This window comes from Terrabacter carboxydivorans (assembly GCF_039532035.1).
Taxonomy (GTDB): Bacteria; Actinomycetota; Actinomycetes; order Actinomycetales; family Dermatophilaceae; genus Terrabacter; species Terrabacter carboxydivorans.
Window position 1 is genome coordinate 21,163 of record NZ_BAAARE010000022.1, and the last position, 26,159, is coordinate 47,321.

Consider the following 26,159-nt stretch of genomic DNA (forward strand, 5'->3'; position numbering starts at 1 on the left):
CGACGTCGTCGGTGCTCTTTGCGACACTTGGGGGGTGACCACGATCCCGAATCCCGCCTCCGAGCCCCCTGCGCCGCCCTCCCGTGGGCCGCAGACGCGAGACCTCAGCCGGTTCGCCTACCTGTCCATCGCGGCCGCCATCGTCACGATCACCCTCAAGGTCATCGCCTGGCGCATCACCGGCTCGGTCGGCCTGCTGTCCGACGCCGCCGAGTCGGTCGTCAACCTCGTCGCCGCGATCGCCGTGCTCATCGCGCTCAAGGTGGCGGCCATGCCCGCCGACAAGAACCACCACTTCGGTCACACCAAGGCCGAGTACTTCTCGGCGGCCATCGAGGGGATGATGATCTTCGTCGCCGCCCTCGTGATCATGTACACCGCGGTCGAGCGCTTCCTCAACCCGCAGCCCATCGAGAACGTCGGCCTCGGCCTCGCCATCTCCGTCGTCGCCTCGGCCGTCAACGGCGCGGTCGCGGTCGTCCTGCTGCGAGCCGGTCGTCGCTACCGCTCGCTGACGCTGACCGCCGACGGCAAGCACCTCATGACCGACGTGTGGACCTCGGCCGGCGTCGTCGTCGGCGTGCTCCTCGTCGGGCTGACCCACGTCGAGCGGCTCGACCCGATCATCGCCTTCCTCGTCGGCGTCAACATCGTCTGGACCGGGTGGAAGCTGATCCGCGAGTCCACCGAGGGCCTGATGGACATCTCCATGCCCAAGGAGGACAACAGCGCGATCGCCGAGATCCTCTCGCGCTTCGTCACCCGCGAGGTCCACTTCCACGCCCTGCGCACCCGCGTGTCCGGCCACCACCGCTTCGCCGAGGTCCACGTCCTCGTGCCCGGCGCGTGGACCGTCCAGCAGGGCCACGACCTCGTCGAGGAGGTCGAGCAGACCGTGCACCAGGAGTTCGGCGACATCGCCCTCACCTGCCACCTCGAGCCCTCCGAGGACCCCCGTGCCTACGGCGACTACACCGCCGAGTTCCCGATCCCGACGCACGACGAGATCCTCGCTGCGCACGGGAGCGTGCCGCCACAGCCGGGTCGGGGCGACGACGACGCATGAGCCCCACGCACGTCGTCGTGCCCTCGCCCATCACTGACCTGACCGTGGTGGCCGAGGACGGCGCCGTCACGCACCTGCTCATGGATGCCGCCAAGTACCGCCCCGAGGACCCCGACGTCCTCGGGGCGCCCGGCGACCCGGCCGACGAGCCGTTCGCGGCGGCCGGCGTGCAGCTCGCCGCGTACTTCAGCGGCGCCCTGACCGAGTTCGACCTGCCGCTCGCCCCGCGCGGCGACGACTTCCACCAGCGGGTGTGGGCGCTGCTGCGCACGATCCCCTACGGCGAGACCCGCAGCTACGGCGACCTCGCGCGGGCCCTCGGCGACCGCAACCTGGCGCAGGCCGTGGGCACGGCCAACGGCCGCAACCCGATCGCCGTCGTCGTGCCCTGCCACCGCGTCATCGGCGCCGACGGCTCCCTCGTGGGGTATGCCGGTGGGCTGGACCGCAAGCGCTACCTCCTCGCGCTCGAGGAGCCTCCCGCCGACCAGTCCGGCCGCCTCTTCTGACACGACCCCACTCGAGTGGCCCCGCAACCCCACACCAACGCCACTCGAGTGGCCACGCAACCCGACGCCTCCCAGGTGGAGTGAGCGCCCCACGACATTCGCGTGGCCCCGCGACCCCACGCCTCCCCGTCCCGAGTGAGCGGGTCGTCCCGTCCGCCACACTGAGGACCTCACACTTCCGCGGGCCGGAGCGTCTACAGGACATGAAGCGACCGTTCGAGCAGGCCGTCACCGAGCACGGCGCCGTCGTGCTGCGCGTGTGTCGCGCGGTGCTCGGCCCGTCCGAGGCCGACGACGCGTGGTCCGAGACCTTCCTCTCGGCCCTGCGTGCCTGGCCCGACCTGCCCGACGACGCGAACGTCCGGGCGTGGCTCGTCACCATCGCGCACCGCAAAGCCGTCGACGTCGCCCGAGCCGGCGCCCGCCGACCGTTTCCGGTCGCGGAGGTGCCGGACTCCACCGCCCCACGAGGCGACCAGCCCGAGGAGGCCCTGCGCGACGGGGACCTCTGGCGCGCTGTCGCCGCCCTGCCGGAGAAGCAGCGACTCTGCGTCGCCTATCACCACGTCGCCGGCCTGCCGCACCCCGAGGTCGCCCGAATCGTCGGCGGCACGCCAGCGGCAGCACGCCGCGCCGCAGCCGACGGCATCGCTCGACTCCGGTCCACCTACGCACCCCAAGGAAGGGTGAGCGCCCATGTCTGACAGCACGATCCAGCTCCTGGCCACTGCATCCACCGATGAGGACCAGCACCTCGCGGACCTCCATGCAGCCCTCGTCGCCCGCGCCTCCGCCGACTCGTCGGTCGATGCCACCTACCGTGTCGTCGACTCCCCGGTCGGCCCGCTGCTCCTCGCGGCGACCGACGAGGGCGTCGTCCGCGTCGCCTTCGAGGTCGAGGACCACGACCGGGTGCTCGAGTCGCTCGGCACGTCCGTCGGGTCGCGGATCCTCCGAGGCGGCGACCGGCTGGACCCGCTGGCCCGCGAGCTCGACGACTACTTCGCGGGGCGACGGCACGGGTTCGACATCCCCCTCGACCTGCGTCTCGCGAAGGGGTTCCGGCTCACGGTGCTGCGGCACCTCAGCGAGATCCCCTACGGATCGACCGAGAGCTACGGCGAGGTGGCGGTGGCGTCCGGCAGCCCCAGGGCCGTGCGGGCCGTCGGCTCTGCCTGCGCGACGAACCCGCTCCCGATCGTCGTCCCCTGCCACCGCGTCGTGCGCTCGGACGGCTCCCTCGGGGGCTACCTCGGCGGCCTGCCGACCAAGGAACGCCTCCTCGCCCTCGAGCGGGCGGCTTGACCACTCCCGCCCGGGACGGGTGGCTTCCTCGACCCAGGATCGTGGGACGACGGGGCCACTCGACTTCGGGGTGGCACGATCGGGGCATGCGTCCCGGAGAGCCGTCGTGACCTGGCCCGTGCGTGAGACCCGCGTCGTCTACGAGAACCCGTGGATCCGGGTCCGCGAAGATGCCGTCACCCGACCGGACGGCGGCGACGGCATCTTCGGGGTCGTCGAGGTCCTGCGGCCCGCCGTCTTCGTCGTGGCCCTGACCGACGACGACGAGGTCGTCCTCGTCACGGTCGACCGCCACACGGTCGGTCCCTCGGTCGAGGTCCCCGCCGGCGGCACCGACGGCGAGGACCCCCTCGTCGCCGCCCGCCGCGAGCTCGCCGAGGAGACCGGGCTCCGGGCCGAGCACTGGCAGCAGGTCGGCACGATGAACGCCCTCAACGGCATCTGCCGGGCGCCCGAGGTCGTCTACCTCGCCACCGGGCTGTCGCCCGCTGCCGTCGACGACGAGGCCGCCCGCGCCGAGGAGGGCATCGGTCAGGTCCGGCGCGTCCCCGTCGGTGAGGTCCTGGGCATGGTCCGCGACGGCGTCATCGACGACGGTGAGACGGTCGCGGCCCTGATGTTCGCGCTCCTCGCCCTCGGTCGGGTGGGCTGAGGGCACCCGCCGGCGCGAGCCCGGCACACGGCATACGAAAGAAGTCGCCCGGGCCTGCAACGGATCGCCGCGGCCACGTGTCCATAGGGGTGTACGAGAGACTCACACCTGACGACCGAACCGGCGGGAGCTCATGAGACGCAGGGACGAGGCGGCGTTCCGCAGCTTCGTGGAGGAGCGGCAGACGATGCTGCGCCGACGCGCCTACCTGCTCTGCGGCAACTGGGCCGACGGCGACGAGCTCGTCCAGGAGGCGCTGGCGCGGGTCTACGTCGCGTGGCCGCGGATCGCCTCCGGCGCCGAGACGGCCTACACGCGACGCACGATGATGAACCTCTACCTCAACGACCAGCGCAAGCGCCGCCGCGAGGTCCTCACGGACGAGGCGCCCGAGCCGGCGACGACCGACCACGACCGCGAGCTCGCGATGACCCTGACCGACCTGCTGAGCGACCTGCCGGAGAAGCAGCGGGCCGTGCTCGTGCTCCGCTTCTGGGAGGACCTCACGGTGCCCCAGATCGCCGAGTGCACCGGCGTGGCCGAGGGCACCATCAAGAGCCAGATCTCGCGGGGCCTCGCCGCCCTGCGCGGCCGTCTCGCCGAACCACCACTGACCGGGGCAGGAGCCTTCCCATGAGCGACGACACGACACCGGGTCGGGGCGCGGCTCCTGAGGATGCCGAGCTGCAGCTGCGAAAGGCGCTGTCGACGATGAACGACCTCCAGCCACCGCGCGACGACCTCTTCGCCCAGCGAGCCCTGGTGCGCGGGCGCGCCCGCACCTCTCGCCGGCGCTCGACGCTGCTCGGTGCCGCGGCCGCGGCCGTCGTCGTGGGAGCCGTCGGTGGCGCGTGGGTGTCGATGAACCACGGCGCCACCTCGACCACCGCGAGCGCCGGCTCGGCGGGCGAGGCGCTCAAGGACTCGTCCAGCGCCGGGCAGGGCAACGGCGCCCGCGGCCCCGAGTCGCTCGCCGGACCGGGGGTCTCGAGCGGCTCGGGCTCGGCACCGTCGGTCCCCTCGGCCCGCGACACGACCCGCTGGTTCGGCACCCTCTCGACCCCGCAGACGAACGCCTTCACCGCCATCGAGTCGACGGTGTCCTCCCGCTGGCCGCAGGTCTTCTCGGGGGCGTATGCCGTCGACGCCGCAGGTGCCCACGTGGCCGTCGTGGTCACCCGGCACGACCCGGCTCTCGAGTCCTTCGTCTCACGGGCGATGCCGTCCCCGACCGATGTGGAGTTCGTCGTCATGAGTCACACGTTCGAGGAGAAGCAGAAGGTCGCCAAGGAGATCATCGACCAGCGAATGCTGTGGCGCTCCAAGGGAGTCCAGATCATCGCGGTCATGCAGGACGCCCGCGCCGACCAGGTCGTCGTCATGGCCGACGAGGGCAGCGCACCCGGTCTCCTCGCCCAGCAGTACGGCGACATCGTCCGTGTCGTCCCGTCCACCCAGACCGCGCCGGGGAAGCTGCCGGACGGGAGCACGCTGCCGACCCTGCAGCAGTGAGACCGCACGCGGTCGGTCGGCCCGGTTAGGCTGCACGGCATGGAGCAGCCGACCCCTCCGCAGGCACCGATCAGCCCGCTCGACGCGCTCCGCCGCATCTGCTTCCTGCTCGAACGCGGCCGGGAGAGCAGCTATCGCGTCGATGCGTTCCGCAAGACGATCGAGGCGATCACGCTCATCAGCGACGAGGAGCTCCAGGAGCGTGTCGAGGCGGGAACTCTCAAGCAGATCAAGGGAATCGGCGACTCGAGTGCAGCCATCATCGGACAGGCGGTGCGCGGCGTACTGCCCGCCTACCTCGTGTCGGCCGAGGAGAAGCACGGCGAGCCGCTGACCAGCGGCGGCGCCGAGCTGTATGCGGCCCTGCGCGGTGACCTGCACGCGCACTCCAACTGGAGCGACGGCGGCAGCCCCATCGAGGAGATGGTCCTCGCCGCGGTCGAGCTGGGCCAGGAGTGGATGGCCCTGACCGACCACTCCCCCCGGCTGACGATCGCGAACGGCCTGAGCCGCGAGCGCCTCACCGACCAGCTGAAGCGCGTCGAGGCGATCAACGCGAGCCTCGGCGACGCGTTCACCCTCCTCAAGGGCATCGAGGTCGACATCCACCTCGACGGCAGCCTCGACCAGGACGAGGACATGCTCGAGCAGCTCGACGTGGTGACGGCCTCGATCCACTCCAAGCTGCGCCAGCCGTCGTTCGAGATGACCCCGCGCATGGTGACCGCCGTGCGCAACCCGCGCACCAACGTCCTCGCGCACTGCACCGGACAGCTCGTGACCGGCGGGCGCGGCAAACGGCCGCCGTCGCAGTTCGACGCCGAGAAGGTCTTCCGCGCCTGCCTCGAGAACGACGTCGCCGTCGAGATCAACTCCCGCCCCGAGCGGTGCGACCCGCCGGACGAGCTCATCGAGCTGGCCCGCGACCTCGGGTGCCTCTTCACCATCGACTCCGACGCCCACGCCCCCGGGCAGCTCGACATGAAGTCGCTGGGCTGCGAGCGGGCGGAACGCCTCGGCATCGCCGCCGAGCGCATCGTCACGACGTGGCCGGTCGAGGACGTGCGAGCCTGGGCGAAGGGGTGATCCGAACGCCGTCGGAGGGGCCCCGGGAGCCGATTTGGTCGGTGCCAGAAACTCCCATATAGTTTCGACGTCCCAACGGATAGGTCGGGCAGGTCCCCATCGTCTAGCGGCCTAGGACTCCGCCCTTTCACGGCGGCAGCACGGGTTCGAATCCCGTTGGGGATACGCAGTACAGTTCGACACGCACCACCCAGTAAGGCCCCGTAGCGCAGTTGGTTAGCGCGCCGCCCTGTCACGGCGGAGGTCGCCGGTTCGAGCCCGGTCGGGGTCGCTCGCACAGAAGCCCCGCTCTCACCAGAGAGCGGGGCTTCTGCCGTGTCGGGGGCCGGCCCGTCTCCTAGGGTGGGCGCGTGCGGATCGCGGTGCTCGACGACTACCAGGGTGTGGCTCTGGCCAGTGCCGACTGGTCGGCCGTCACCGACCACCCACGCACGCCGTGCACCGTCGAGGTCTTCCGTGACCACGTGAGCGAGCCGGACGCCCTGGTGCAGCGGCTGGCCCCCTTCGACGCCATCGTCGTCATGCGCGAGCGCACGCCGCTCCCGGCGGACGTGCTGGCCGCCCTCCCCCACCTGCGGCTGGTCGTCACGACCGGCCGGCGCAACCCGAGCATCGACGTCGCTGCCGCAACCGCCTCGGGCATCACCGTCTGCGGCACCGAGAGCCTGGCGACGGCTCCGGCCGAGCTGACCTGGGCCCTCGTCCTCGGCCTGGCTCGGCATCTGGTCCCCGAGGCCACGGCCGTGCGAGGCGGCGGCTGGCAGACGACGGTCGGCCGTGACCTGAGCGGCCACACGCTGGGCCTGCTGGGACTCGGCCGGATCGGCTCGCAGGTCGCGGCCGTCGGGCGCGCCTTCGGCATGGACGTCGTCGCCTGGAGCCGCAACCTCACGCCCGACCGCGCCGAGGCTGCCGGCGCCCGGGCCGTCGCGCTCGACGAGCTGCTCGCCACCTCCGACGTCGTCTCGGTCCACCTGCCGCTCGCCGACGGCACCCGCGGGCTCGTCGGAGACCGCGAGCTCGCCCTGATGCGAGCCGACGCCCTGCTCGTCAACACCTCGCGCGGGCCCATCGTCGACGAGCGCGCCCTGCTCGCCGCCCTGGATCGGGGCCACCTCGGCGGCGTCGGCCTCGACGTCTTCGACGAGGAGCCGCTGCCGGCCGACCACCCGCTCCGGACCGCGCCGCGCACGCTCCTGACGCCTCATCTCGGCTACGTGACGCGCGACGTCTACGCGACGTTCTTCGGCGGCGTCGTCGAGGACGTCACGGCATACCTCGACGGGTCCCCGATCCGGCTGCTCTGACGCGAGACCGGACGCGAGATCGCGCGCGGGATCGGGCGCGAGATCGGGCGCGAGATCGGGCGCCTGGTGCGCCCCGGCGACCCGAGGTGCACGATCTCGCGCACGGGCTCCCCCGTCACGACGGCGTATGCCGTGTGGCCGCGTCCCGCTCAGCGGTGTCCGGCGCGCAGGACGAGCTCGAGCTCGAACCGCACCTCGGGGTCGTCGAGCGCGTCACCGAAGAGCTCCTTGAGCTGGGCGACGCGGTAGCCGACGGTCTGCTGGTGGACGAAGAGGTCCTCGGCGATCGGGGCGCGCTGGCCCTGGTGCCGCAGCCAGGCCAGGAGCGTCTCGGTGAGGCGTTCGCGGGCGGCCGGGCGCAGGCCGTCGAGCGGTGCGAGGCGCGTGCGGGCGAGGTCGTCGGTGGCGAGCGGCTCGGCGTGCACGACGAGCTCGGCGAGGTGGTCCTCGACCCAGACGGGTGAGGTCTCGGCGTCGGCCTGGTCCGGGGCCGGCCCGACGCCGTGCGCGCCGGCGGACGTCGCGAGGTGCAGCGACTCCCCCGCCTGCTGCCACGGCCGCGGCGGCCCGACGATGGCCCGACGACCCCGCAGGGCGCGGTCGAGGTCACGACGCCGAGCCGAGCGCGCGGCATACGGGAAGACGACGACGACGTCGGTGCCCCGCTCGGCGACGAGAGCGTCGGGCCCCAGAGCCGTCCGCAGACCGTCGACGTGCGGGAACGGCACGAGCGCGACGCCGACGACCTCCGGCAGCGTCCACCCGACGGCAGCGGCCAGGCGCGGCACGCCGCCGTCGCTGGAGTCCCCGCGCAGGATCATCTCGAGCAGCTCACCACGCAGCCGCACCTGCTCGCCGGCGCGTTCGGACTGCTCCTGCGCATAGCCCTGCGCGCTCGCCGCCGACAGCTCGTCGATGTAGGCGAAGAGCGACTCCCCCAGCGCGAGCAGCGCATCGGGCGGCATCTGCGAGACGTCCACCGTGCGCGAGATCGCGCGGAAGGTGACCCGTGCCCCGTAGCGGTAGGCGGCGAGCAGCGACTCGAGGCTGCGGCCCGAGCGCACCTCGCCGCGGCCGAGGTTCTCGTAGACCCACTTCCCGTCGTCGGACAGGGCCGGCAGACGCGTCCCGGGCAGGTCGAGGAAGCGGTTGAGCGCGATCGTCACGCCCTGGCGCACCCCCTGCCCGAAGCGCCCCTCCATCGGCATGGCGTAGACCGGGACGTCGCGGGGGATGCCGTCGATGATGGCCTCGACGATGTCGCGCACGACCGGTCGGAGCACGACCGCCACTTCGGCGGGCAGAGACAACCACGGTGGGTCTGATGTGTCCTGTGCCACGTCGGCCTCCAGCAAATTGTCGTGACGCAACAGTTTCTTGACTCAAAGAGTACGCGTCGCCCCAAGACGCGCGGACCCTGTGAAGACCATGATGGAACCATGACTCAGTTCCGTGCTCTCCGGCGTGTGGCGTCGCTCCTGACGACCCCGCGCGAGCCCGAGGACTTCCTCAACCTCGTCAACCCGCTGGCGTCGGCCCGGCAGCTGCGCGGCGTCGTGACGAAGGTGGTCCGCGAGACCGCCGACTCGACGACGATCCACTTCCGGCCCGGTCGCGGCTGGAACCCCCACGCCGCCGGCCAGTGGGCCCGCATCGGCGTCGAGATCGACGGCGTGCGCCAGTGGCGCAGCTACTCGCTGTCCGCCGCCGTCGGCCACGACCCGGCCATCACGGTCACCGCCATCGGCGTCGTCTCGACCGCGCTGGCCCGGGACACCAAGGTCGGCGACATCCTCTTCCTCGACACCCCGCAGGGCGACTTCGTGCTCCCCGAGCACCCGCGCCCGCTCCTGATGCTCACGGCCGGCAGCGGCCTGACACCGGTCATGTCGATGATCCGCACCCTCGTGCCGCGCCGGCCCGACGCCGACGTCGTGCTCATCCACTCTGCACGCACCCGCGAAGAGGCGCTCTTCCACGACGAGCTGCTCGAGCTGGCCGACCAGTTCCCCGGCCTCACCGTGCGCCACTGGTTCACCCGCGAGGAGGGCGGCCGGCGCCTCGACCTCTCGGACGTCACCGACCTCGAGACGCTCTGTCCCGACTGGCGTGAGCGGGCGGCATACGCCTGCGGTCCGACGGACTTCCTCGACGCGGCGACCGAGCTGTGGCTGCGCGACGGCGAGGACCCCGCCCACCCCCACCTCACCATCGAGCGCTTCGCCCCCGTGCTGCTGGAGGGATCCGGCGGTGAGGGCGGCCTGCTGACGTTCGAGAAGTCGGACAAGGAGCTGGAGGTGGGCGGCGACGTCCCCCTCCTCGAGGCCGGCGAGGAGTGCGGCGTGGTCATGCCGAGCGGGTGCCGCATGGGCATCTGCCGCAGCTGCCTCGTCCCGCTCGTGGCCGGCAAGGTCCGCGACCTTCGCACCGGCGAGGTCCACGGCGACGAGGGCGAGCTCATCCAGACCTGCGTCAACGCGGCCGCCGGACCCGTCCACCTGGACATCTAGGAAGGGAAACACCATGACAGCCACCACGAACCGACCCACGACGACGCCCACCGGCGCCGGCTCCGTCGGTGCCGTTGCAGGCACTGCCGCGACGATCCGGCCCAGGAAGCCCGTCCTCGCTGCGTCCGGTGGTCCTCTGAAGCGTCCCAGCGCCGCTGCGCACCTGTCGGACGCCGACGTCGAGCGCCTCGGCCAGGAGCTCGACGCGATCCGAGACCGCATCATCGCCTCGCGCGGCGCCACGGACGCGGCCTACATCCGTCGCGTCATCCGCGTGCAGCGCACCCTCGAGGTCGCCGGTCGCGCCACCCTGCTGCTGTCACGGAAGAAGACGGCGTTCGTCGCCGGCACCGCGATGCTCTCGGTCGCGAAGATCCTCGAGAACATGGAGATCGGCCACAACGTCCTGCACGGGCAGTGGGACTGGATGCGCGACCCCGACATCCACTCCACCACCTGGGAGTGGGACTTCGTCACGCCCGCCGCCGCCTGGAAGCACACCCACAACGACCTGCACCACACGTGGACCAACGTGCTGGGCAAGGACAAGGACGTCGGCTACTCCATCCTGCGCATGGACGAGGACCAGCCGTGGCACCCCGGCAACCTCGGGAACCCGCTCTACAACATGATCCTCGCGCCGTTCTTCGAGTGGGGCATCGCCATCTACGACCTCGAGCTCGAGGCGGTCAAGGACGGCGAGAAGTCCAAGGAGGACCTCAAGAAGGACCTCAAGGCCGTCGGCCGCAAGGTGGTCCGCCAGTTCACCAAGGACTACGCCGCGACCCCCCTTGCCGCCGTCCCGTTCGGCTCGGGCAAGCAGGCCCTCCTCGGCACCTTCACCGCCAACGCGATCCGCAACGTGTGGGCCCACTCGGTCATCTTCTGCGGCCACTTCCCCGACGGTGTCGACACCTTCACCGAGGAGGAGATCGAGGGCGAGACCCGCGGCGACTGGTACATCCGCCAGATGCTCGGCTCGGCCAACATCTCCGGCAGCAAGCTCATGCACCTGATGACCGGCAACCTCAGCCACCAGATCGAGCACCACTGCTTCCCCGACCTGCCGAGCAACCGCTACCACGAGGTCGCCGTCGAGATGCGCGAGATCTGCCAGCGCTACGGCCTGCCCTACACGACCGGCCCGCTGCCGAAACAGGTCTACCAGGCCTGGGCCAAGGTCTTCCGCCTGGCGCTGCCGAACCGACCGAAGTCGCTGCCCAAGGACGGCGTGAATGCTGCCGTCCCGCCGCGCCGCGGCGCCGCCCTGCCGATGGTGGCGCGTGTCGGGTGACGCGGCGGCACGACCCGTGCCGACGGCCGCGTTCTTCGACCTCGACCGCACCCTCATCCGCGGGTCTGCCAACTACCCGCTCGCGATCGCTGCCTTCCGCGGCGGTCACGTGCCCTGGAAGGACCTCGTCAAGGACACCGCCAACGCGATCTCCTTCCACCGCAAGGGATCCACCGACGAGGGCTCGGAGGCGCTGCGCGAGCGCATCCTCCGGGCCGTCGCGGGCATCCCGCAGTCCGACATCATCCACCTGACCGACGCGATCGTGCCGGGCATCGTGCGCAAGGCGATCCCCACCTCGATGCGCCTGCTGGCGGAGGCGCGTGAGGTCGGGCACGACCGCATCGTCGTGTCGGCCTCTCCCATCGAGCTGGTCAGCCGCATCGCCACCGCGCTCGGGCTCGAGGGTGCTGTCGCCACGCGCAGCGAGCTCGACGACGAGGGCCGCTACACCGGCCACCTGACCGGTGAGTTCTGCTACGGCGCAGGCAAGGTCATCGAGATCGAGAAGCTCGCTGCCGAGCGGGGCTACGACCTCGACCGCAGCGTCGCCTACAGCGACTCGGTCAGCGACCTGCCCATGATGGAGCGGGTCGGCACCGCCGTCGCCGTCAACCCCGACGGTGAGCTGCGCGAGCTCGCCCGGGAGCGGGGCTGGCGCGTCGTCGAGGTGGGCCGCAAGCGCCACTGACGTCCACCGAGGACGTATGCCGTGTGCACCCTGACGCCCGGGGGGCCACATCCCCTTACGGCGGTCATGCCGGCCCGCCGGGTTCGGTCCGGTGACCTGTCAGCCGACCGGAGTCGGATCGCCGGACCGAAACCGGACAGCCCGCCACGTCCGAGAGATCACCAGGACGTGTGCAGCGGGCGCCCCTCGGCGAAGCCGGCCGTGCTCTGGAGGCCGACGACCGCCCGCTCGTGGAACTCCTCCATAGTGCGCGCACCGGCATACGTGCAGCTGCTGCGCAGGCCGGCGACGATCTCGTCGATGACGTCCTCGACCGACGGGCGCGAGGGGTCGACGTACATCCGGGCCGTGCTGATGCCCTCCTCGAAGAGCGCCTTGCGGGCGCGGTCGTACTCGGTGTCGGTGGCGGTCCGGTTGCGGACGGCCCGGCTGCTCGCCATGCCGAACGACTCCTTGTACTGCCGTCCGTCGTTGTCGGTGTAGAGGTCGCCGGGCGACTCGAGGGTCCCGGCGAACCACGACCCGATCATCACGTTGGAGGCGCCGGCGGCCAGGGCGAGGGCGACGTCGCGCGGGTGACGGACGCCTCCGTCGGCCCAGACGTGCTTGCCGAGCTCCCTTGCGGCCGTGGCACATTCGAGCACTGCCGAGAACTGCGGACGACCGACGGCGGTCATCATGCGGGTCGTGCACATGGCGCCCGGACCCACGCCGACCTTAACGATGTCGGCGCCGGCCTCGATGAGCTCTCGCGTGCCGGCGGCTGACACGACGTTGCCCGCGACCACCGGGACGCGCGGGTCGAGGGCGCGCACGGCCCGCAGCGCCTCGATCATCTTGTCCTGGTGCCCGTGCGCGGTGTCGATGACGAGCACGTCGGCGCCGGTGGCCAGCACCTCGGCAGCCTTGGCGGCGACGTCACCGTTGATGCCGACGGCCGCGGCGACGCGCAGCCTGCGGTCGTCGTCGACGGCGGGGTCGTAGAGGCCCGCGCGGATCGCGCCGCCGCGCGTGAGGATGCCGACGAGCTCACCGTGCTCGGAGACGACGGGCGCGACCTTGCGACGCGCCGCCGACAGCCGCTCGAAGGCCTCCTGCGGGTCGATGGAGTCGGGCAGCACGAGCATCTCCTCGTGCATGACGTCGTGAACCTGCGTGTAGCGGTCGACGCCGGTGAGGTCCTTCTCGGTGACGATGCCGACCGGCTTGGGCCCGTCGACGACGACGGCGGCGCCATGGGCACGCTTGCCGATGAGCACGAGGGCCTCCCCGGCGGTCACGTGGCGCTCCAGCGTGATCGCGGTGTCGTGCACGAGGTGGCGCTGCTTGACCCAGCCGACGACGTCGCGCACGACCTCGACGGGGATGTCCTGCGGGATGACGGCGATGCCGCCGCGGCGCGCGACCGTCTCGGCCATGCGGCGGCCGGCGATGGCCGTCATGTTGGCCACGACGAGCGGGATCGTGGTGCCCGACCCGTCGACGGTCGACAGGTCGACGTCGAGTCGGCTCGTCACGGACGAGCGGCTCGGGACCATGAAGACGTCGTCGTAGGTGAGGTCGAGCGAGGGCTGGAGGCCGTTGAGGAACTGCACGGTCACCAACTCTAGGCGCCCGCACGCACGCAGACCCCCACCGACGACGTATGCCGTCCACTGCCGGCCGAGACGGACCCGCCCTCGCGCTTCGCCCCCGGCGTAACCCGTTGACCTTGGTGCTGCAACGGCGTAATCCTGATTACATGATTACGAACGAAGCACTGGAGCGGGTGCGCGGCTGGTTCGTCGGCCGCCTGCCCGAGGAGTGGCGCGTCACGGCGCCCGAGATCACCGTCGACCGCGAGGAGATCACGGTCGTGCTCACGGTCGCCGACGTCGACCTGCCCGACGGGTCAAGCGACGCCGAGCGCGACGAGGCCCGCGCCGGACGCACCAAGGCCTTCCGCGAGGACACCCGCGGACGACGCATCGAGATCGCTCGCGAGGCCGAGCACCGCTTCGAGCGCAAGGTCTCCTGGGCCGTGCGCGTCGGCGACCGCACGGAGCTGTTCACCCACGTCGCCGCCCCGGCGATGACGCGGCTGCGCCAGCCCGAGCGGCTCGTGCTCGACACCCTGGTCGACGCAGGCGTCGCCCGGTCACGCGCCGAGGCCCTGGCCTGGTGCGTCAAGCTCGTCGGACAGCACGAGAGCGACTGGCTCGGGGAGCTGCGCGAAGCCATGTCGCACGTCGCCGACGTGCGCACCAAGGGACCGTCGGCCTGAGACGACGAACCACGGGCCTCAGGTGTCCGCGCGCCACCCGGCGACACGGCATACCTCGGGGTGGGCTCAGCCCTGCTGGTCGCCGTCCCGCTTGACCGCGGAGATCTCGAACTCGAGCGAGATCTTCTCGGACACGAGGACGCCACCGGCGTCGAGCGGCATGTTCCACTCGAGACCGAAGTCGCGGCGGTTGATCCGTCGCGACCCCTCGAAGCCCGCGCGCAGGGCGCCCTGCGCGTCGGCCTGGACACCCACGAGCTCGATCGGGATCGTGACCGGCTTGGTCACGTCGCGGATCGAGAGGTTGCCCGTGACCATGTAGGCGTTGTCCTCGACCTCTTCGATGCGCGTGCTCTCGAAGCGGATCTCGGGCCACTTCTCCGCGTCGAAGAAGTCGCCGCTGCGCAGGTGGTCGTCGCGCTGCTGGTTGCGCGTGTCGACGCTGGCGACCTTGAGGACCACCTCGGCGTAGGACTTCGACATGTCGTCGAGGTCGGCGTAGAAGCGGCCGGTCACGTCGTTGAACGAGCCACGCACCGTCGTGACCATCGCGTGGCGCGCAGAGAACCCGATACGGGTGTGGGCCGGGTCGAAGTCCCAGTCCCCGCTGAGCGCGGATCCGTGGTCGGTCATGATCTCTCCCCTGCGGGTCGGTTGATGAGTCGCGGCATCCTCTCACGACCGGGATGCTTGAATCCTTCACTTCCCGCGAGGTGATCGCAAGTACGCCTGGCTCGCGGCCCCCGAACGGCCGTCCTGCCCATACCCCGTCACGGGTCGCCGCCCGCGGCGGCACCACCGCAGACGGTTTGCGGGATCGGCGCAGCGGTCGGCTATAGTTCCACTCGTTGTCCCGGCCAGGTAGCTCAGTTGGTACGAGCGTCCGACTGAAAATCGGAAGGTCGGCGGTTCGACCCCGCCCCTGGCCACAACACATGGAACCGCCGTCCGGACCCGTCCGGACGGCGGTTTCGTCATCTCCCGCGCTGGCCGTGCGATGTGGCGGGCGGGTGCGCGTAGCGGGCCGGCACGATGCCGCCCCGCGGGCCGTCCTCGACGTACTGGACCTTCATCCAGGCGATGTCCTCGCCACGGACGGAGATGAACGACCAGGTCGGCAACATGACGTTCTGGTCCTGCCCCGGACGGCGGTACTGCAGGCGCGGCTGCTCCAGGACGAGCTCGCGGTTCTCGAGCCTCTGGTCGGGCGTGTAGTCCCCCACGAATCCCCACACCTCCGTCCCGTCCTTGAGGCGCAGGTGGACCCACGGCGTGGCGCCCTCCGGACGGTGCTGCCGGAAGAGGGCGAACCAGACGCTCCCCGGCACGATGCGTCCCGGCGCCGAGCGGCGCAGCAGCCAGTCCGCCAGCAGCGACAGCCCGAGCGAGATGCCGACGAAGACGAGCACGCTCGCCGTCACCTGTCCCAAGTGGGCCGACACGTAGGCCTGTCCGTCGGTCAGCCACCGGCTGCTGTCGACCACCCACGTCGCGCCGAGCGCCTGCGCCACCGCGAGGACCGAGAGCCCTCCGAGGCTGAACAGCATGCTGGTCAGGGCGATCCGGCTCGCCTCGCGAAAGGCGGTCTCCTCGATGAAGGGACGCCGACGCTCGCGCAGCAGCTCGAAGGCGAGACCCGGAGCGATGAACGCCAGAAAGACGAGGATCGCGCCGAGCGTCTCGGGGACCATGTCGCGTCAGTCGTCGGTCGTGCCGCCGGCGGAGGAACCGCCCCCGCCGCCCGAGTCGATGCCCTCGACGTCCGGGCGGCGCGTGCCCCACGACGTCGAGAACTCGTCGAGGTCGCGGGACAGCTCGGCATCGTCCTCGCTGGGCTCGTCGGCCACCTGCTGCTCCTGCTGGGCGGCGGCCACTCGCTGCTCTGCCGTCTGCGCGGCCTCCACGGCGTCCTTCGTGGCCTCGCGGGCCTGTCGAAGCGCGTCGCTCGCCGACCCTTGGTGCTGCTCGGTCATCGGGTCCCCCCTTCTCGCGCTGCTCCTTCCACCATCGTCCTCCCGTCCCGTGACGTCGGTGGCGAAATGCGGACGGATGCCACGAGACGGGTGCTGGGGCCCACCGGGTCGGACGCGGGACCGACTCGGGGCACGCATCGCCGGCCGGCCGGCCGGCCGCTGCCAACGTTGGACAGCGCGCCGACGCGAAAGCCGACACCGACCTAGGGTTGTCCACATGGACGTCGGCCCCGCGCTCGCCACGGTCAGCACCGTCCCGACGATCCTCGAGGGTCTGCGCGCTGGTCGCCTCCTGGCTGACGCGGCCGCTGCCGACTCTGATGAGACCACAGTTGCCCTGCTCTCGTGCGAGGCGCGCACGGGTGACCCGCTCACCGCCATCGCTGCCGTACAGGCGCTGGGCGCCACCGGCGCCTGGTCAGCAGCGCGAGCCCTCAGCGACCTGCTCACCGATGAGCGTCGCTTCGTCGCCGAGCACGGCATCGATGCGCTGCGGCACGTGCCGCTCGACGACGCGGCCCTCCCCGTCCTCGTGGGCGCCTGCCACGACGGCGGCTTCACCGGGATGCTGGCCCAGCGCACCCTCGAACGGTGGGCCACTGCCGCTCCGGACCAGGTGCGTGCGGCCCTCAGCGGCGCACTGCCAGGTGCCGTCGACACAACAGCCCGCGCGCGCCTGGTCGAGACGCTCGGGCTGGTGCCCGGCGCGGCCTCGACGCAGGTGCTGCTCGACCTCGCCGGCAACGACGCGGAGCCCCTCGCCGTCCGCACCACGGCGCTCGCCGCCCTGGGCGCCGGTCCGGCAGCCCACCGCAGCGCGGAGCAGCTTCTCGTCGCCCTGACCCGCACCGTCGGCCCGCTGGCCCGCACCGCCAGACTCGCCCTGCACGACCTCTCCGTGGCACCGAGAGGGCCATCGCCGACGGCTTCGAGACCTGCGGCCGCTCCCCCGGCGGCACCCGGACGCGCCGGCCTCACGATCGCCCAGCTCTTCCTGCACTCCGACATCGACGGCCAGCTCAACCACTCGGGGCGTGGCGACACGGGCGGCATCGCCACGCTGCTCGTCCACCTCGGTGACGCGCTGCTGCGGCAGCCGGGCGTCGGGCGTGTCATCACCATCTCGGGTGGCACCCCCGACCCCACGCACTTCCCCCTCGGGCGCGGTGGACCGACCGCCGGCCAGGCCCCCTCCTCCGGCCTGCTCGCGGCCGGCCACCACTACGCCCACGTGCCACGCTCGGGTGCAGCCCTCGGCGTCTCGCAGGCCTGGCCGACGCGCGTGGCGACACGACGCGGCATACGCAGGATCCTGCGGGCCGCAGGGCACGTCGACGCCATCCACCTGCGCATGGCCGACGTCGGGTCGATGGCTGCGGCCGAGGTGGCGGCCGAGCTCGGCATCCCGGTCGTGCTCACCCTGGCCCCCGACCCCCACGCCCTCATCGAGGCGCGCAACACGGCGGGGACCCTGACGCGCACGACGTTCGGCGAGGCCGACCTCGTCGAGCACCTGTGGTTCCGCGACCGCCTCCTGCTCGACCTGGCCGGCCAGGCCGATCACCTCGTGCTCTTCCCGCGGCCCGACGTCGAGCGCGACCTGCACCGCTTCCTCGGGCTCGACCTCACGGCGCAGCAGGCCACGGTCGTCGGCGAGGGGATCGACGTCTCGGCGCTCGAGGGCGTCGTCCGGGAGGTGCGCGACGACACGGTGCGCGGTCCCGCCGTCTCGACCGCCGTCCAGGAGCTCCAAAGTCTCCTGGAGACGCTCCCCGCCGAACGTCGCGACCTACCCGTCGTCGTGTCGGTCGGCCGCCTCAACGCGGTCAAGGGGATGGCCACCCTCGTGCGTGCCTGGCGGGAGGACCCCGACCTGGCCGCACGCTGCAACGTGCTCGTCGTCGGCGGCGACCTGGACGAGCCGAACGACGACGAGGCGGCCGAGCTGGCCCGCATCCACGCCGTCGTCCCGGCCGACGACGCGGCCTCGGCAGGGCTGCTGCTCGCCGGCCACCGCCCCAACGCCACCGCGACCGCCTGGCTCGCGGCCCTGGGCGTCGCTGCCGCCCCCCGGAGCCCGCGCGGCGTCTACGTGAGCGCCAGCCTCAAGGAGGAGTTCGGCATCGCCATCCTCGAGGCCATGGCGGCCGGACTGGTCGTCGTCGCACCCGCGGGCGGCGGCCCGGCGACCTATGTCGCCCATGGCGAGACCGGCATCCTCACCGACACCACCAGCGCGCCGTCCGTCGCCGCCGCCACCCGGGCGGCGCTCGACCTGGCCGCCTCGCCGGACGCCCCGGCGCGGGTGCGGCAGGCTCAGGACATGATCCACGCGAGGTTCGGCATCGACACCATGGCCGCGGAGCTCACCGCCGTCTACGCCCGACGCGGCTCCCGGACCGTGCCCGGTGACCTATCATCGCCCGTCGCCGAGGAGGGGGCGTCGTGACGCTGCTCGTCATCAGTCCCGACTACGCCTCGCACCTCTATCCGCTCGCCACCCTCGCCACCGCGTGGCGCGACGCAGGTGAGCGCGTCGTCGTCGCCACCGGCCCCGCGACCGACACCCTCGTGCGCCAGTTCGGCTTCACCCGCGAGCACCTGCAGCTCGGCCGCGGCTCGAACCCCGGCGTCATCCGCGCCGAGGAGCAGCCCGCCGGTGAGGACGACTCTCTCCGTGGCTTCTTCGAGGCGACACGCGTGGGCGCCGTCGAGACGCTCGCCTACCAGGCCCGCGCTCGCGGCGACGACCTGCTCTGGAACGCCGTGGGCGTCGCCCGCGCGGTGCACGACGTCGTTGAGCGGGTGCGCCCCGACGCGATCATCGTCGACCACCTCGCCTTCGGCGCCCGGCTCGGACTCGCGAGCAGCGGCATCAGCCACGCCGACGTCGTCCTCGGCCACCCTTCGGCGCTGACGCTCGGTGACGAGGTCTACGGCTACCCACCTTCGTGGCCGCGTGCCTTCGAGCCCGACCCCGTCGCGCTCGAGGAGCTGCGGCAGCTGTCCGAGCAGGTGCGTGACGAGTTCACCTCGCAGTGGAACTCCGCTCTGGCACAGCTGAACCCGGATGCGACGCCCAGTGCCGACGCGTTCGCCGAGACCGGCGACGTCCTCCTGCTCAACTACCCCGAGGAGCTGCACGAGTCGCACCGCACGGCACTGCTGCCGCGCCACACCTTCCTCGGGTCGGCAGTGCGCGAGGAGGCGCCCGACGAGCAGGTCGAGTCCTGGCTGGCGAGCGGCGACGGGCCGGTCGTCTACGTCAGCCTCGGCAGCTTCCTCTCGGCCCGCTCCGACCTGCTCGCGCGGATCGTCGACGCGCTGCGCGGCCTCGACGTGCGCGTCGCCCTCGCCAACGGCTCGACCCCCCGGTCGCTGCTCGGGCCCGTGCCGGACTCGTGGCTGGTGCGCGAGATGCTCCCGCAGGTCACGCTCCTGGGGCACGCGTCGCTCGCCGTCTCGCACGGCGGCAACAACAGCGTCACCGAGGCCCTGACCGCGGGCGTGCCGCTGCTCCTGCTCCCCCTGTCGACCGACCAGTTCGCGGGGGGCGCCGCCGTCGAGCGGCGCGGGCTCGGCGAGGTGCTCGACCCCAACCGGGTCGACGCCTCCGAGCTGCGCGCGGCGGCCGAGCGACTGCTCGGCGCCGGGCCGGACCACGCCGACCGCACAGCCGAGCTCACCCGTCTCAGCGCGTCCCTGCGCGAGCGTCCGGGTCCTCACCGGGCGCGGGCTGCCTTGTCGGACATGGTGGTTCGTCCACTCGACTGATGCCGTATGCCGTGTGTCGAGGTCCGCGCCCGCGCCTCGGTTCGCGGGACAGCAGTTCAGACCAGCGGGGCGCAGTCGGTCTCAGCGGTGGCGGGGCCGGCGCCAGCGACCGGCTGCGATCTGGTCACCGCCGACCCACACGCCGCCCACGTCGGAAGAGGTGCCGAGGGCGAAGACCTTGGACAGCGCATCGTCGGCGGACGCGGCATTGGCCAGGCCGACGGCCAGCGGGTCGCCGGGCTCGGGCAGCACCCAGATGGCGTCGAACTGCCGCCCCACCGACAGCACACCCACCTCGTCGGCCATCCCCAGGGCGTCCGCGCCGGCGGCCGTGGACAGCCAGAGCAGGTGCGCCGAGGTGAGCGGCATGCCCTGCTCGCCGAGCAGCTGCTGCGCGAAGTAGGCCTGGAGGCCCTCTTTGAAGAGTGAGAAGCCGGTGCCCGCGCCGACGTCGGAGCCGAGGGCCACCCGCACCCCGGCCTCGACGTGCCGACGCAGGGGGAACAGGCCGCTACCGAGGGCCGCGTTGCTCGTGGGGCAGTGCGCGACCGCCGTCCCACGCGCCGCGAGGGTCGCCAGCTCCCGGTCGGTCGGGTGCACGTCGTGGGCCAGCACCGACCGGGGGGTGAGCAGGCCGCGCCGGTCGTAGGTGTCGACGTAGGCTTCGCCGTCGAAAAGGCTTGCGACCTCACGGATCTCGTGGACGTTCTCGTTGACGTGCGAGGTGAAGAACGCACCAGGTACCTCTGCGAGGGTCTGAGCGCAGGACTCGAGGAGAGCGTCGCTCGCCGACAGAGAGAAGCGCGGCGTCACGGCATACCGAAGGCGTCCTTTGCCGTGCCAACGGCCGGCGAGCTCGCATGACTCCACCCGGGCGCGCTCCGGTGTGGTGAGGAGAGATTCGGGCAGGAGGCGGTCGGACGTGACGAGCCCCGTCGTCACGCGCAAACCCCACTGGTCGGCCGCCTCGAACATCGCGTCGACCGCTCCGGCGAAGTGCGCCCCGAAGACGAGAGCGGTCGTCGTGCCGGCGTCGACGAGTCCGGCCACGAAGTCGTGCGCCACCCCGCGCGCGTGGTCGACGTCGGCCAGGCGCATCTCCTCCGGGAGCGCGCACTGGTCGAGCCAGTCGAGCAGCGGCAGACCGAGTCCCCCGATGATGCGCACCTGCGGGAAGTGGACGTGGGTGTCGACCATCCCCGGCAACAGGACGCCCTCGCGCAGGTCGAGGACCGGCTCGTCCGGGTGCGCCGGCCGCAGGGTCTCGAACGGTCCACGCGCGACGATGACGCCCTGCTCGACGAGGAGCCCGCAGTCCTCGTCAGAGCGCAGGCGGCCGCCGGTGAAGGGGCTGGCCGGTGTGTCGAGGACGGATGCACGGAAGAGTGTCACGAGGGCGCGTCCTGAACGGCCTGCTCGCGGTCGAAGGTGGCGAGCAGGTCAGCGGCGACGGCGACGGCGATCACGGCCGGGCTCTTGCCGGCGAGGCCGGGCAGACCGATGGGCGACCGGATTCGACGCAGCGCGTCCGGCGAATGTCCTTCTGCCGCAAGGCGTTGCTCGAAGCGGCGCCACTTGGCGGACGACCCGATCAGGCCGATCGACCCGAGGTGGGAGCACCGCAGGGCGGCGTCGCACAGGGCGACGTCCTCGGCGTGGTCGTGGGTCATGACGAGCACGTGGGTGCCGCGCGGGACCTCCCCGAGCACCAGCTCGGGGACCGGTGCATGGTGGAGGTGGATGCGCGCCACGGCGTCGTCCAGACCCGCGAGGTGCTCCGGCTCGAAACGGTCTTTGCGGCCGTCGACGAGGTGCAGCTCGAGGTCGTGGCGGCTGAGGATGCGTGCCAGCTCGGTCCCGACGTGGCCGAGACCGAAGACGGCGACCGAGGGCACGACGGCGAGCGGCTCGAGCAGGACGGACACCTCGCCGCCGCAGCACTGCTGACCGTGCTCGACGGGCGCGTGCTCGTTGAGCGACAGCGACAGCTGGGTCGGCACGGCAGCGACGGCGCCGCCCTCTGCGCCGGACCGCCCGAGCCGCCCGAGCAGCTCTCGGGCACGGGCGACGGCGGTCGCCTCGAGGTTGCCTCCCCCGATGCTGCCCCACGTGCGCTCGGCGGAGACGACCATCTTGGCGCCGGCCTCCCGAGGCGCGTGCCCTCGCACCGACACGAGAGTGACGAGGACGCCGGGCACCCGATCCGTGCGGAGCTGCTCGACCGCCGCGAGCCAGTGCACGTCAGCCTCTCCCACCGGACGACGGTGCGGCCTGCGCGACCTGCCCGACCCGCTCGTCCTGCGCAACCTGCTCGGAGCGCGGCTGCAACGGCCGGGCGCCGGCTCCGGGTTGCTCCGGGACGACGCAGACGCCCTCGAGCACCGGCACCGTGTGCGGGGGCTGCTCGCCGCCGCGGGCCTGGCGCACGGACCAGAAGACCGCCTCGGGGGTCGCCGGCGACGCGAGGTCGACGACCGTGCCGGCCGGACCGAACGCGGACGCGGCCTGGCGCAGCGCCTCTCGCACCGAGATCGCGAGCATGAGCGGCGGCTCGCCGACGGCCTTGGAGCCGTAGACGACGCCGTCCTCGTGGGCGCGCTCGAGCAGCGCCACGTTGAAGACGTCGGGCATCTCGGAGAGGCTCGGCAGCTTGTAGGTGCTGGCCGACGCGGTGGCGAGCCGTCCCCTCGTCGGCCCCCCCGACTCGTCCCAGCGCAGGTCCTCGAGGGTGAGCCAGCCGGCGCCCTGCACGAAGCCACCCTCGACCTGGCCGATGTCGATGAGCGGGGACAACGAGTCACCGACGTCGTGCACGATGTCGACGCGCAGCAGCCGGTAGGCACCGGTGAAGCCGTCCACCTCGACCTCGGTCGCGGCGGCGCCGTAGGAGAAGTACTTGAAGGGCGAGCCCTCCATCGCGGCGGAGTCCCAGTGCAGCCCCTCGGTCCGGTAGAAGCCGGCCGCCCAGAGCTGGACCCGCTGGACGTAGGCCTCGGCCACCAGGTCGGCCCAGGCGACCGACTGGTCCTCGCCGGGACCTCGCACGAACCCACCGCTGAAGTGCAGCTCGTCGGGCGGCACACCGAGCCGAGCCGACGCGACGACCCGCAGTCGCCCGACGACCTGCTCGCAGGCGTTCTTGACCGCTGCGCCGTTGAGGTCGGCGCCCGAGCTGGCCGCGGTCGCCGACGTGTTGGGCACCTTGTCGGTGCGCGTGGGCGCGAGGCGCACGGACTCGAGCGGCACGCCGAGCGAGGTGGCGGCGACCTGCAGCATCTTGGTGTGCAGGCCCTGGCCCATCTCGGTGCCGCCGTGGTTGACGAGCACCGAGCCGTCCTTGTAGACGTGCACGAGCGCGCCGGCCTGGTTGAAGGCCGTGAAGTTGAAGGAGATCCCGAACTTCACGGGAGTGATCGCCAACGCGCGCTTCGTGTGCGGGTGGCTCGCGTTGTAGGCGGCGATCTGCGCCGAGCGCTGCGCCACGTCGCCGGTGCTGAGCACCTGCTCCCAGCACGCGATCGCGCGCTCCGCGTGTCGCACGGGCTGCCCGTACGGCGTCTCCTGGCCCGAGGCGTAGAAGTTGCGGCGTCGCAGGACGGCGGGGTCGATTCCGAGGCGCGGCGCGCACCTGCCGATGACGTCCTCGATGACGAGCATCCCCTGGGGTCCGCCGAAACCGCGGAAGGCGGTCTGGGACGTCTTGTGCGTCAAGGCGACCCGTCCGTTGACCCGGACGTCGGGGATCCAGTACGCGTTGTCGACGTGGCACAGGGCCCGGGCGAGCACGGGCTCGGAGAGGTCGAGGCTCCACCCGCCGTCCGACGTCAGCGTCGCGTCGAGCGCGAGCAGCCGACCGTCGGCGTCGAAGCCGGCACGCCACTGGGCGTGGAAGCCGTGGCGCTTGCCCGTCAGGGTGAGGTCCTGGCTGCGGGTGAGCCTGAGGCGCACCGGCCGGCCGGTCAGGCTCGCTCCGAGGGCGGCCACGGCGGCATACCCGTGCGGCTGCATCTCCTTGCCCCCGAAGCCTCCTCCCATCCGCAGGCACTGCACGGTCACGGCGTGGCTCGACAGTCCGAGCACGTGCGCGACGATCTCCTGGGTCTCGCTGGGGTGCTGGGTGCTGCTCTGGACGAAGACCTGGCCGGCCTCGTCGACGTGGGCGACGGCGCACTGCGTCTCGAGGTAGAAGTGCTCCTGCCCGGCGAGGTCGAGCTCGCCGCTGAAGACGTGCGGAGCGCCGGCGAGGGCGTGGTCCACGTCGCCGCGCTCGAGCCTCGGCGCGCCGCCCTGGAAGGAGTCGCGCTCGATCGCCTCGCGCACCGTGATGATCGCGGGCAGCGGCTCGTAGTCGACCTCGACGGCCAGCGACCCCAGCCGGGCCGCCTCGAGCGTCTCGCCGAGCACCCAGCACACGGCCTGCCCGAAGAACATCACCTCGGACGGGAAGAGCGGCTCGTCGCCCTTGACCCCGCCGTCGTTGACCCCGGGCACGTCGGCGGCCGTGAGCACCCGGACGACTCCGGGGACGCCCAGGGCGGGCCCCGTGTGCAGCCGGGTGACCTTCGCGTGCGCGTGCGGCGCCTGGACGGGATGCGCATGGAGTATGCCGCGGGTGCGCACCGTGAGGTCGTCGGTGTAGAGCGCCACGCCCGTCACATGCAGGCCGGCCGACTCGTGCGGGATGGCTTGTCCGACCACGGGGTCGGCGGGTCGGAGCGAGAGCTCACTCATGCGTGGCTCCTACAGCGTCCGCGGCGGTCTCCGCGTGCAGGCGCTGCAGGGCGGTGCCGAGCACCGCTCGGCGGTAGGCGGCGCTGGCCCGGTGGTCGTCGAGGGGCGTGCCCTCGGTCTCCATGACCTCGGACGCCGTCTGCACCGTGTCAGCGGACCAGGCGCGTCCCTCGAGGGCCGCCTCGGTGGCCAGGGCGCGCACCGGGGTGGCCGCCACGCCGCCCAGCCCGATGCGGGCCCGCTGCACCACGCCGTCGACGACGTCGAGGGCGAAGGCGACGGCGACGCTGGAGATGTCGTCGAAGCGGCGCTTGGCGATCTTGTGGAAGGCCGTCGTGCCGGCGAGCGGGAGGGGGATGCGGACCGCCCGGACCAGCTCGTCGGCTCGCCGGACGCTCTGCCGGTAGCCGGTGAAGTAGTCCGCCATCGCGACCTCCCGCTCCCCCTCGGCGCCGACGAGCACGACCACGGCCTCCAGAGCGAGCAGCGCCGGAGGCAGGTCACCGATGGGTGAGCCGGTGCCGATGTTGCCGCCGATGGTCGCCCCGTTGCGGATCAGCCGGGAGGCGAACTGGGGGAAGACCTCGTCCAGCAGCGGGACCCGTCCCGCCAGGGCGCGCTCGACCTCGGTGAGGGTCAGGGCCGCGCCGATCTCGACGGCATCCGTCGTGACCGTGAGCCCGCGCAGCTCCGGCAGCCGGTCGATCCCGATGACGAACGGCGACCGGGCGCCGCGCAGGTTCACCTCGACTCCGCGGTCGGTCGACCCGGCGACGAGCACGGCCTCGGGGTGCTCGGCGAGCAGCGCGAGTGCCTCGGCGAGGTCCGCGGGCCGGGCGTAGGTGCCGCTCCGCCCCTCGAGCCGGGTCGCGGTCGCCTCGGGAGGCGACCCCGCGCGTCGCACGGCCAGGGGGTCGTCGGCGCGCGGCTCACCCAGGGCCCACGCCGCGTCGCGGATGGGACGGTAGCCGGTGCAGCGGCACAGGTTGCCCGACAGTGCCTCGAGGTCGAAGCCGTTGGGGCCGCAGGCCTGCAGCGCGTGAGCCCCCGGTCCGGCGGGCCGGGCCGCTGCCACGCGGCCGTCACGGTAGTACTCGGCAGCCATCGAGCAGACGAAGCCGGGCGTGCAGTAGCCGCACTGCGACCCGCCGCGGACGGCCATCTCGTGCTGCACGGGGTGCAGCCGGGTGGGGGTGCCGAGTCCCTCCGCGGTGACGACCTCCTGCCCGTCGAGGGCTGCGGCCGGGACGAGGCAGGCGTTGAGCGCGGTCCACTCGGTGCCCGTGGCGCCGTCCGACCGGGCGACGAGGACTGCGCAGGCACCGCACTCACCCTCGGCGCAGCCCTCCTTGGCGCCCGTCAGGCCTTGGCCGCGCAGCCAGTCCAGGGCGTTGGTCGCCGGCTCGACCCCGGACAGGCTGCGGTCGGCGCCGTTGACCCTCACCGTGTGGTGCTGCGCCGTGTGCGGCTGCTCCGCCGTCATCCG

At 72.3% G+C, this 26,159-nt stretch carries 24 protein-coding genes and 3 tRNA genes; 18 read left to right on the forward strand and 9 right to left on the reverse strand.

The window, feature by feature from the left end; all coding sequences use genetic code 11:
* The first annotated feature begins 34 nt into the window (after nucleotides 1-34).
* The 11 genes from ABD297_RS19630 (at nucleotide 35) to ABD297_RS19680 (ending at nucleotide 7,437) form a co-directional block, all read left to right on the forward strand.
* Nucleotides 35-1,066, forward strand: coding sequence for a cation diffusion facilitator family transporter (locus ABD297_RS19630; protein WP_425581202.1), 1,032 nt, complete (start codon nucleotides 35-37; stop codon nucleotides 1,064-1,066).
* A complete protein-coding gene (locus tag ABD297_RS19635; protein ID WP_344256794.1) occupies nucleotides 1,063-1,575 on the forward strand; it encodes a methylated-DNA--[protein]-cysteine S-methyltransferase in 513 nt (170 codons plus the stop codon). The genes ABD297_RS19630 and ABD297_RS19635 overlap by 4 nt, the downstream gene beginning before the upstream one ends.
* Before the next feature lie 203 nt (nucleotides 1,576-1,778).
* Nucleotides 1,779-2,279 (forward strand): RNA polymerase sigma factor, encoded by a 501-nt coding sequence (locus ABD297_RS19640; RefSeq protein WP_344256795.1) that lies wholly within the window; start codon nucleotides 1,779-1,781, stop codon nucleotides 2,277-2,279.
* Nucleotides 2,272-2,880: a methylated-DNA--[protein]-cysteine S-methyltransferase gene (locus ABD297_RS19645; RefSeq protein WP_344256796.1), complete on the forward strand. Its 609-nt coding sequence runs from the start codon at nucleotides 2,272-2,274 to the stop codon at nucleotides 2,878-2,880. The genes ABD297_RS19640 and ABD297_RS19645 overlap by 8 nt, the downstream gene beginning before the upstream one ends.
* Before the next feature lie 106 nt (nucleotides 2,881-2,986).
* The gene (locus tag ABD297_RS19650; protein ID WP_344256797.1) at nucleotides 2,987-3,532 is read left to right on the forward strand and encodes an NUDIX domain-containing protein; all 546 of its coding nucleotides are present in this window, start codon (nucleotides 2,987-2,989) and stop codon (nucleotides 3,530-3,532) included.
* A 133-nt stretch (nucleotides 3,533-3,665) separates the two neighbouring features.
* A complete protein-coding gene (locus ABD297_RS19655; protein WP_344256798.1) occupies nucleotides 3,666-4,169 on the forward strand; it encodes a SigE family RNA polymerase sigma factor in 504 nt (167 codons plus the stop codon).
* Nucleotides 4,166-5,044 carry a hypothetical protein gene (locus tag ABD297_RS19660; RefSeq protein ID WP_344256799.1) on the forward strand — a complete coding sequence of 293 codons (879 nt, stop codon included), beginning with the start codon at nucleotides 4,166-4,168 and terminating at the stop codon, nucleotides 5,042-5,044. The genes ABD297_RS19655 and ABD297_RS19660 overlap by 4 nt, the downstream gene beginning before the upstream one ends.
* 39 nt (nucleotides 5,045-5,083) lie before the next feature.
* Entirely contained in the window at nucleotides 5,084-6,130 is a 1,047-nt protein-coding gene (locus ABD297_RS19665; protein WP_344256800.1) for a PHP domain-containing protein, read from the forward strand.
* 92 nt (nucleotides 6,131-6,222) lie between these two features.
* Nucleotides 6,223-6,295: transfer RNA gene (locus tag ABD297_RS19670), tRNA-Glu, on the forward strand.
* 32 nt (nucleotides 6,296-6,327) lie between these two features.
* Nucleotides 6,328-6,401 (forward strand) — tRNA-Asp (locus tag ABD297_RS19675).
* A 79-nt stretch (nucleotides 6,402-6,480) separates the two neighbouring features.
* Nucleotides 6,481-7,437 carry a D-2-hydroxyacid dehydrogenase family protein gene (locus tag ABD297_RS19680; protein ID WP_344256801.1) on the forward strand — a complete coding sequence of 319 codons (957 nt, stop codon included), beginning with the start codon at nucleotides 6,481-6,483 and terminating at the stop codon, nucleotides 7,435-7,437.
* A 149-nt stretch (nucleotides 7,438-7,586) separates the two neighbouring features.
* Here the strand turns inward: ABD297_RS19680 and ABD297_RS19685 are convergent, their stop codons facing one another.
* Entirely contained in the window at nucleotides 7,587-8,777 is a 1,191-nt protein-coding gene (locus ABD297_RS19685) for a PucR family transcriptional regulator (RefSeq protein WP_486388996.1), read from the reverse strand.
* Nucleotides 8,778-8,876: 99 nt separating this feature from the next.
* Between ABD297_RS19685 and ABD297_RS19690 the strand changes: the two genes are divergently transcribed.
* Genes ABD297_RS19690 through ABD297_RS19700 form a run of 3 tightly spaced genes read left to right on the forward strand, consistent with a single transcriptional unit; the run spans nucleotide 8,877 to nucleotide 11,932 of the window.
* A complete protein-coding gene (locus tag ABD297_RS19690; protein WP_344256804.1) occupies nucleotides 8,877-9,947 on the forward strand; it encodes a ferredoxin reductase in 1,071 nt (356 codons plus the stop codon).
* A 13-nt stretch (nucleotides 9,948-9,960) separates the two neighbouring features.
* Nucleotides 9,961-11,241: a fatty acid desaturase family protein gene (locus ABD297_RS19695; protein WP_344256805.1), complete on the forward strand. Its 1,281-nt coding sequence runs from the start codon at nucleotides 9,961-9,963 to the stop codon at nucleotides 11,239-11,241.
* Nucleotides 11,231-11,932 carry an HAD family hydrolase gene (locus ABD297_RS19700; protein ID WP_344256806.1) on the forward strand — a complete coding sequence of 234 codons (702 nt, stop codon included), beginning with the start codon at nucleotides 11,231-11,233 and terminating at the stop codon, nucleotides 11,930-11,932. The genes ABD297_RS19695 and ABD297_RS19700 overlap by 11 nt, the downstream gene beginning before the upstream one ends.
* Before the next feature lie 158 nt (nucleotides 11,933-12,090).
* Here the strand turns inward: ABD297_RS19700 and ABD297_RS19705 are convergent, their stop codons facing one another.
* The gene (locus ABD297_RS19705) at nucleotides 12,091-13,527 is read right to left on the reverse strand and encodes a GuaB1 family IMP dehydrogenase-related protein (protein WP_344256807.1); all 1,437 of its coding nucleotides are present in this window, start codon (nucleotides 13,525-13,527) and stop codon (nucleotides 12,091-12,093) included.
* A 146-nt stretch (nucleotides 13,528-13,673) separates the two neighbouring features.
* On the opposite strand from ABD297_RS19705, the gene ABD297_RS19710 reads away from it, so the two are divergent.
* On the forward strand, nucleotides 13,674-14,195 hold the full coding sequence (locus ABD297_RS19710; RefSeq protein ID WP_344256808.1) for a hypothetical protein: 522 nt from the start codon (nucleotides 13,674-13,676) through the stop codon (nucleotides 14,193-14,195).
* A 66-nt stretch (nucleotides 14,196-14,261) separates the two neighbouring features.
* On the opposite strand, the gene ABD297_RS19715 is transcribed toward ABD297_RS19710, so the two are convergent.
* Nucleotides 14,262-14,828 carry a YceI family protein gene (locus ABD297_RS19715; RefSeq protein ID WP_344256809.1) on the reverse strand — a complete coding sequence of 189 codons (567 nt, stop codon included), beginning with the start codon at nucleotides 14,826-14,828 and terminating at the stop codon, nucleotides 14,262-14,264.
* A 222-nt stretch (nucleotides 14,829-15,050) separates the two neighbouring features.
* On the opposite strand from ABD297_RS19715, the gene ABD297_RS19720 reads away from it, so the two are divergent.
* Nucleotides 15,051-15,124, forward strand: a tRNA-Phe gene (locus ABD297_RS19720).
* A 45-nt stretch (nucleotides 15,125-15,169) separates the two neighbouring features.
* Here ABD297_RS19720 and ABD297_RS19725 read toward each other — a convergent pair.
* The gene (locus ABD297_RS19725; protein ID WP_344256810.1) at nucleotides 15,170-15,886 is read right to left on the reverse strand and encodes a DUF6338 family protein; all 717 of its coding nucleotides are present in this window, start codon (nucleotides 15,884-15,886) and stop codon (nucleotides 15,170-15,172) included.
* 6 nt (nucleotides 15,887-15,892) lie between these two features.
* Complete coding sequence (locus ABD297_RS19730; protein WP_344256811.1) at nucleotides 15,893-16,168, reverse strand: hypothetical protein; 276 nt, start codon at nucleotides 16,166-16,168, stop codon at nucleotides 15,893-15,895.
* A gap of 217 nt (nucleotides 16,169-16,385) precedes the next feature.
* On the opposite strand from ABD297_RS19730, the gene ABD297_RS19735 reads away from it, so the two are divergent.
* Both ABD297_RS19735 and ABD297_RS19740 read left to right on the forward strand, forming a co-directional pair.
* Nucleotides 16,386-18,617 carry a glycosyltransferase gene (locus ABD297_RS19735; protein WP_344256812.1) on the forward strand — a complete coding sequence of 744 codons (2,232 nt, stop codon included), beginning with the start codon at nucleotides 16,386-16,388 and terminating at the stop codon, nucleotides 18,615-18,617.
* Nucleotides 18,614-19,942, forward strand: a complete 1,329-nt coding sequence (locus ABD297_RS19740; protein ID WP_344256813.1) for a nucleotide disphospho-sugar-binding domain-containing protein — start codon at nucleotides 18,614-18,616, stop codon at nucleotides 19,940-19,942. The genes ABD297_RS19735 and ABD297_RS19740 overlap by 4 nt, the downstream gene beginning before the upstream one ends.
* Before the next feature lie 81 nt (nucleotides 19,943-20,023).
* On the opposite strand, the gene ABD297_RS19745 is transcribed toward ABD297_RS19740, so the two are convergent.
* Genes ABD297_RS19745 through ABD297_RS19760 form a run of 4 tightly spaced genes read right to left on the reverse strand, consistent with a single transcriptional unit; the run spans nucleotide 20,024 to nucleotide 26,156 of the window.
* Nucleotides 20,024-21,334, reverse strand: coding sequence for a guanine deaminase (locus tag ABD297_RS19745; RefSeq protein WP_344256814.1), 1,311 nt, complete (start codon nucleotides 21,332-21,334; stop codon nucleotides 20,024-20,026).
* The gene (gene xdhC, locus ABD297_RS19750) at nucleotides 21,331-22,182 is read right to left on the reverse strand and encodes a xanthine dehydrogenase accessory protein XdhC (protein ID WP_344256839.1); all 852 of its coding nucleotides are present in this window, start codon (nucleotides 22,180-22,182) and stop codon (nucleotides 21,331-21,333) included. Before xdhC ends, ABD297_RS19745 begins: the two co-directional genes overlap by 4 nt.
* A gap of 1 nt (nucleotide 22,183) precedes the next feature.
* Complete coding sequence (gene xdhB, locus ABD297_RS19755) at nucleotides 22,184-24,673, reverse strand: xanthine dehydrogenase molybdopterin binding subunit (protein ID WP_344256815.1); 2,490 nt, start codon at nucleotides 24,671-24,673, stop codon at nucleotides 22,184-22,186.
* Nucleotides 24,666-26,156, reverse strand: coding sequence for a xanthine dehydrogenase small subunit (locus ABD297_RS19760; RefSeq protein ID WP_344256816.1), 1,491 nt, complete (start codon nucleotides 26,154-26,156; stop codon nucleotides 24,666-24,668). The genes xdhB and ABD297_RS19760 overlap by 8 nt, the downstream gene beginning before the upstream one ends.
* Nucleotides 26,157-26,159: the final 3 nt, after the last annotated feature.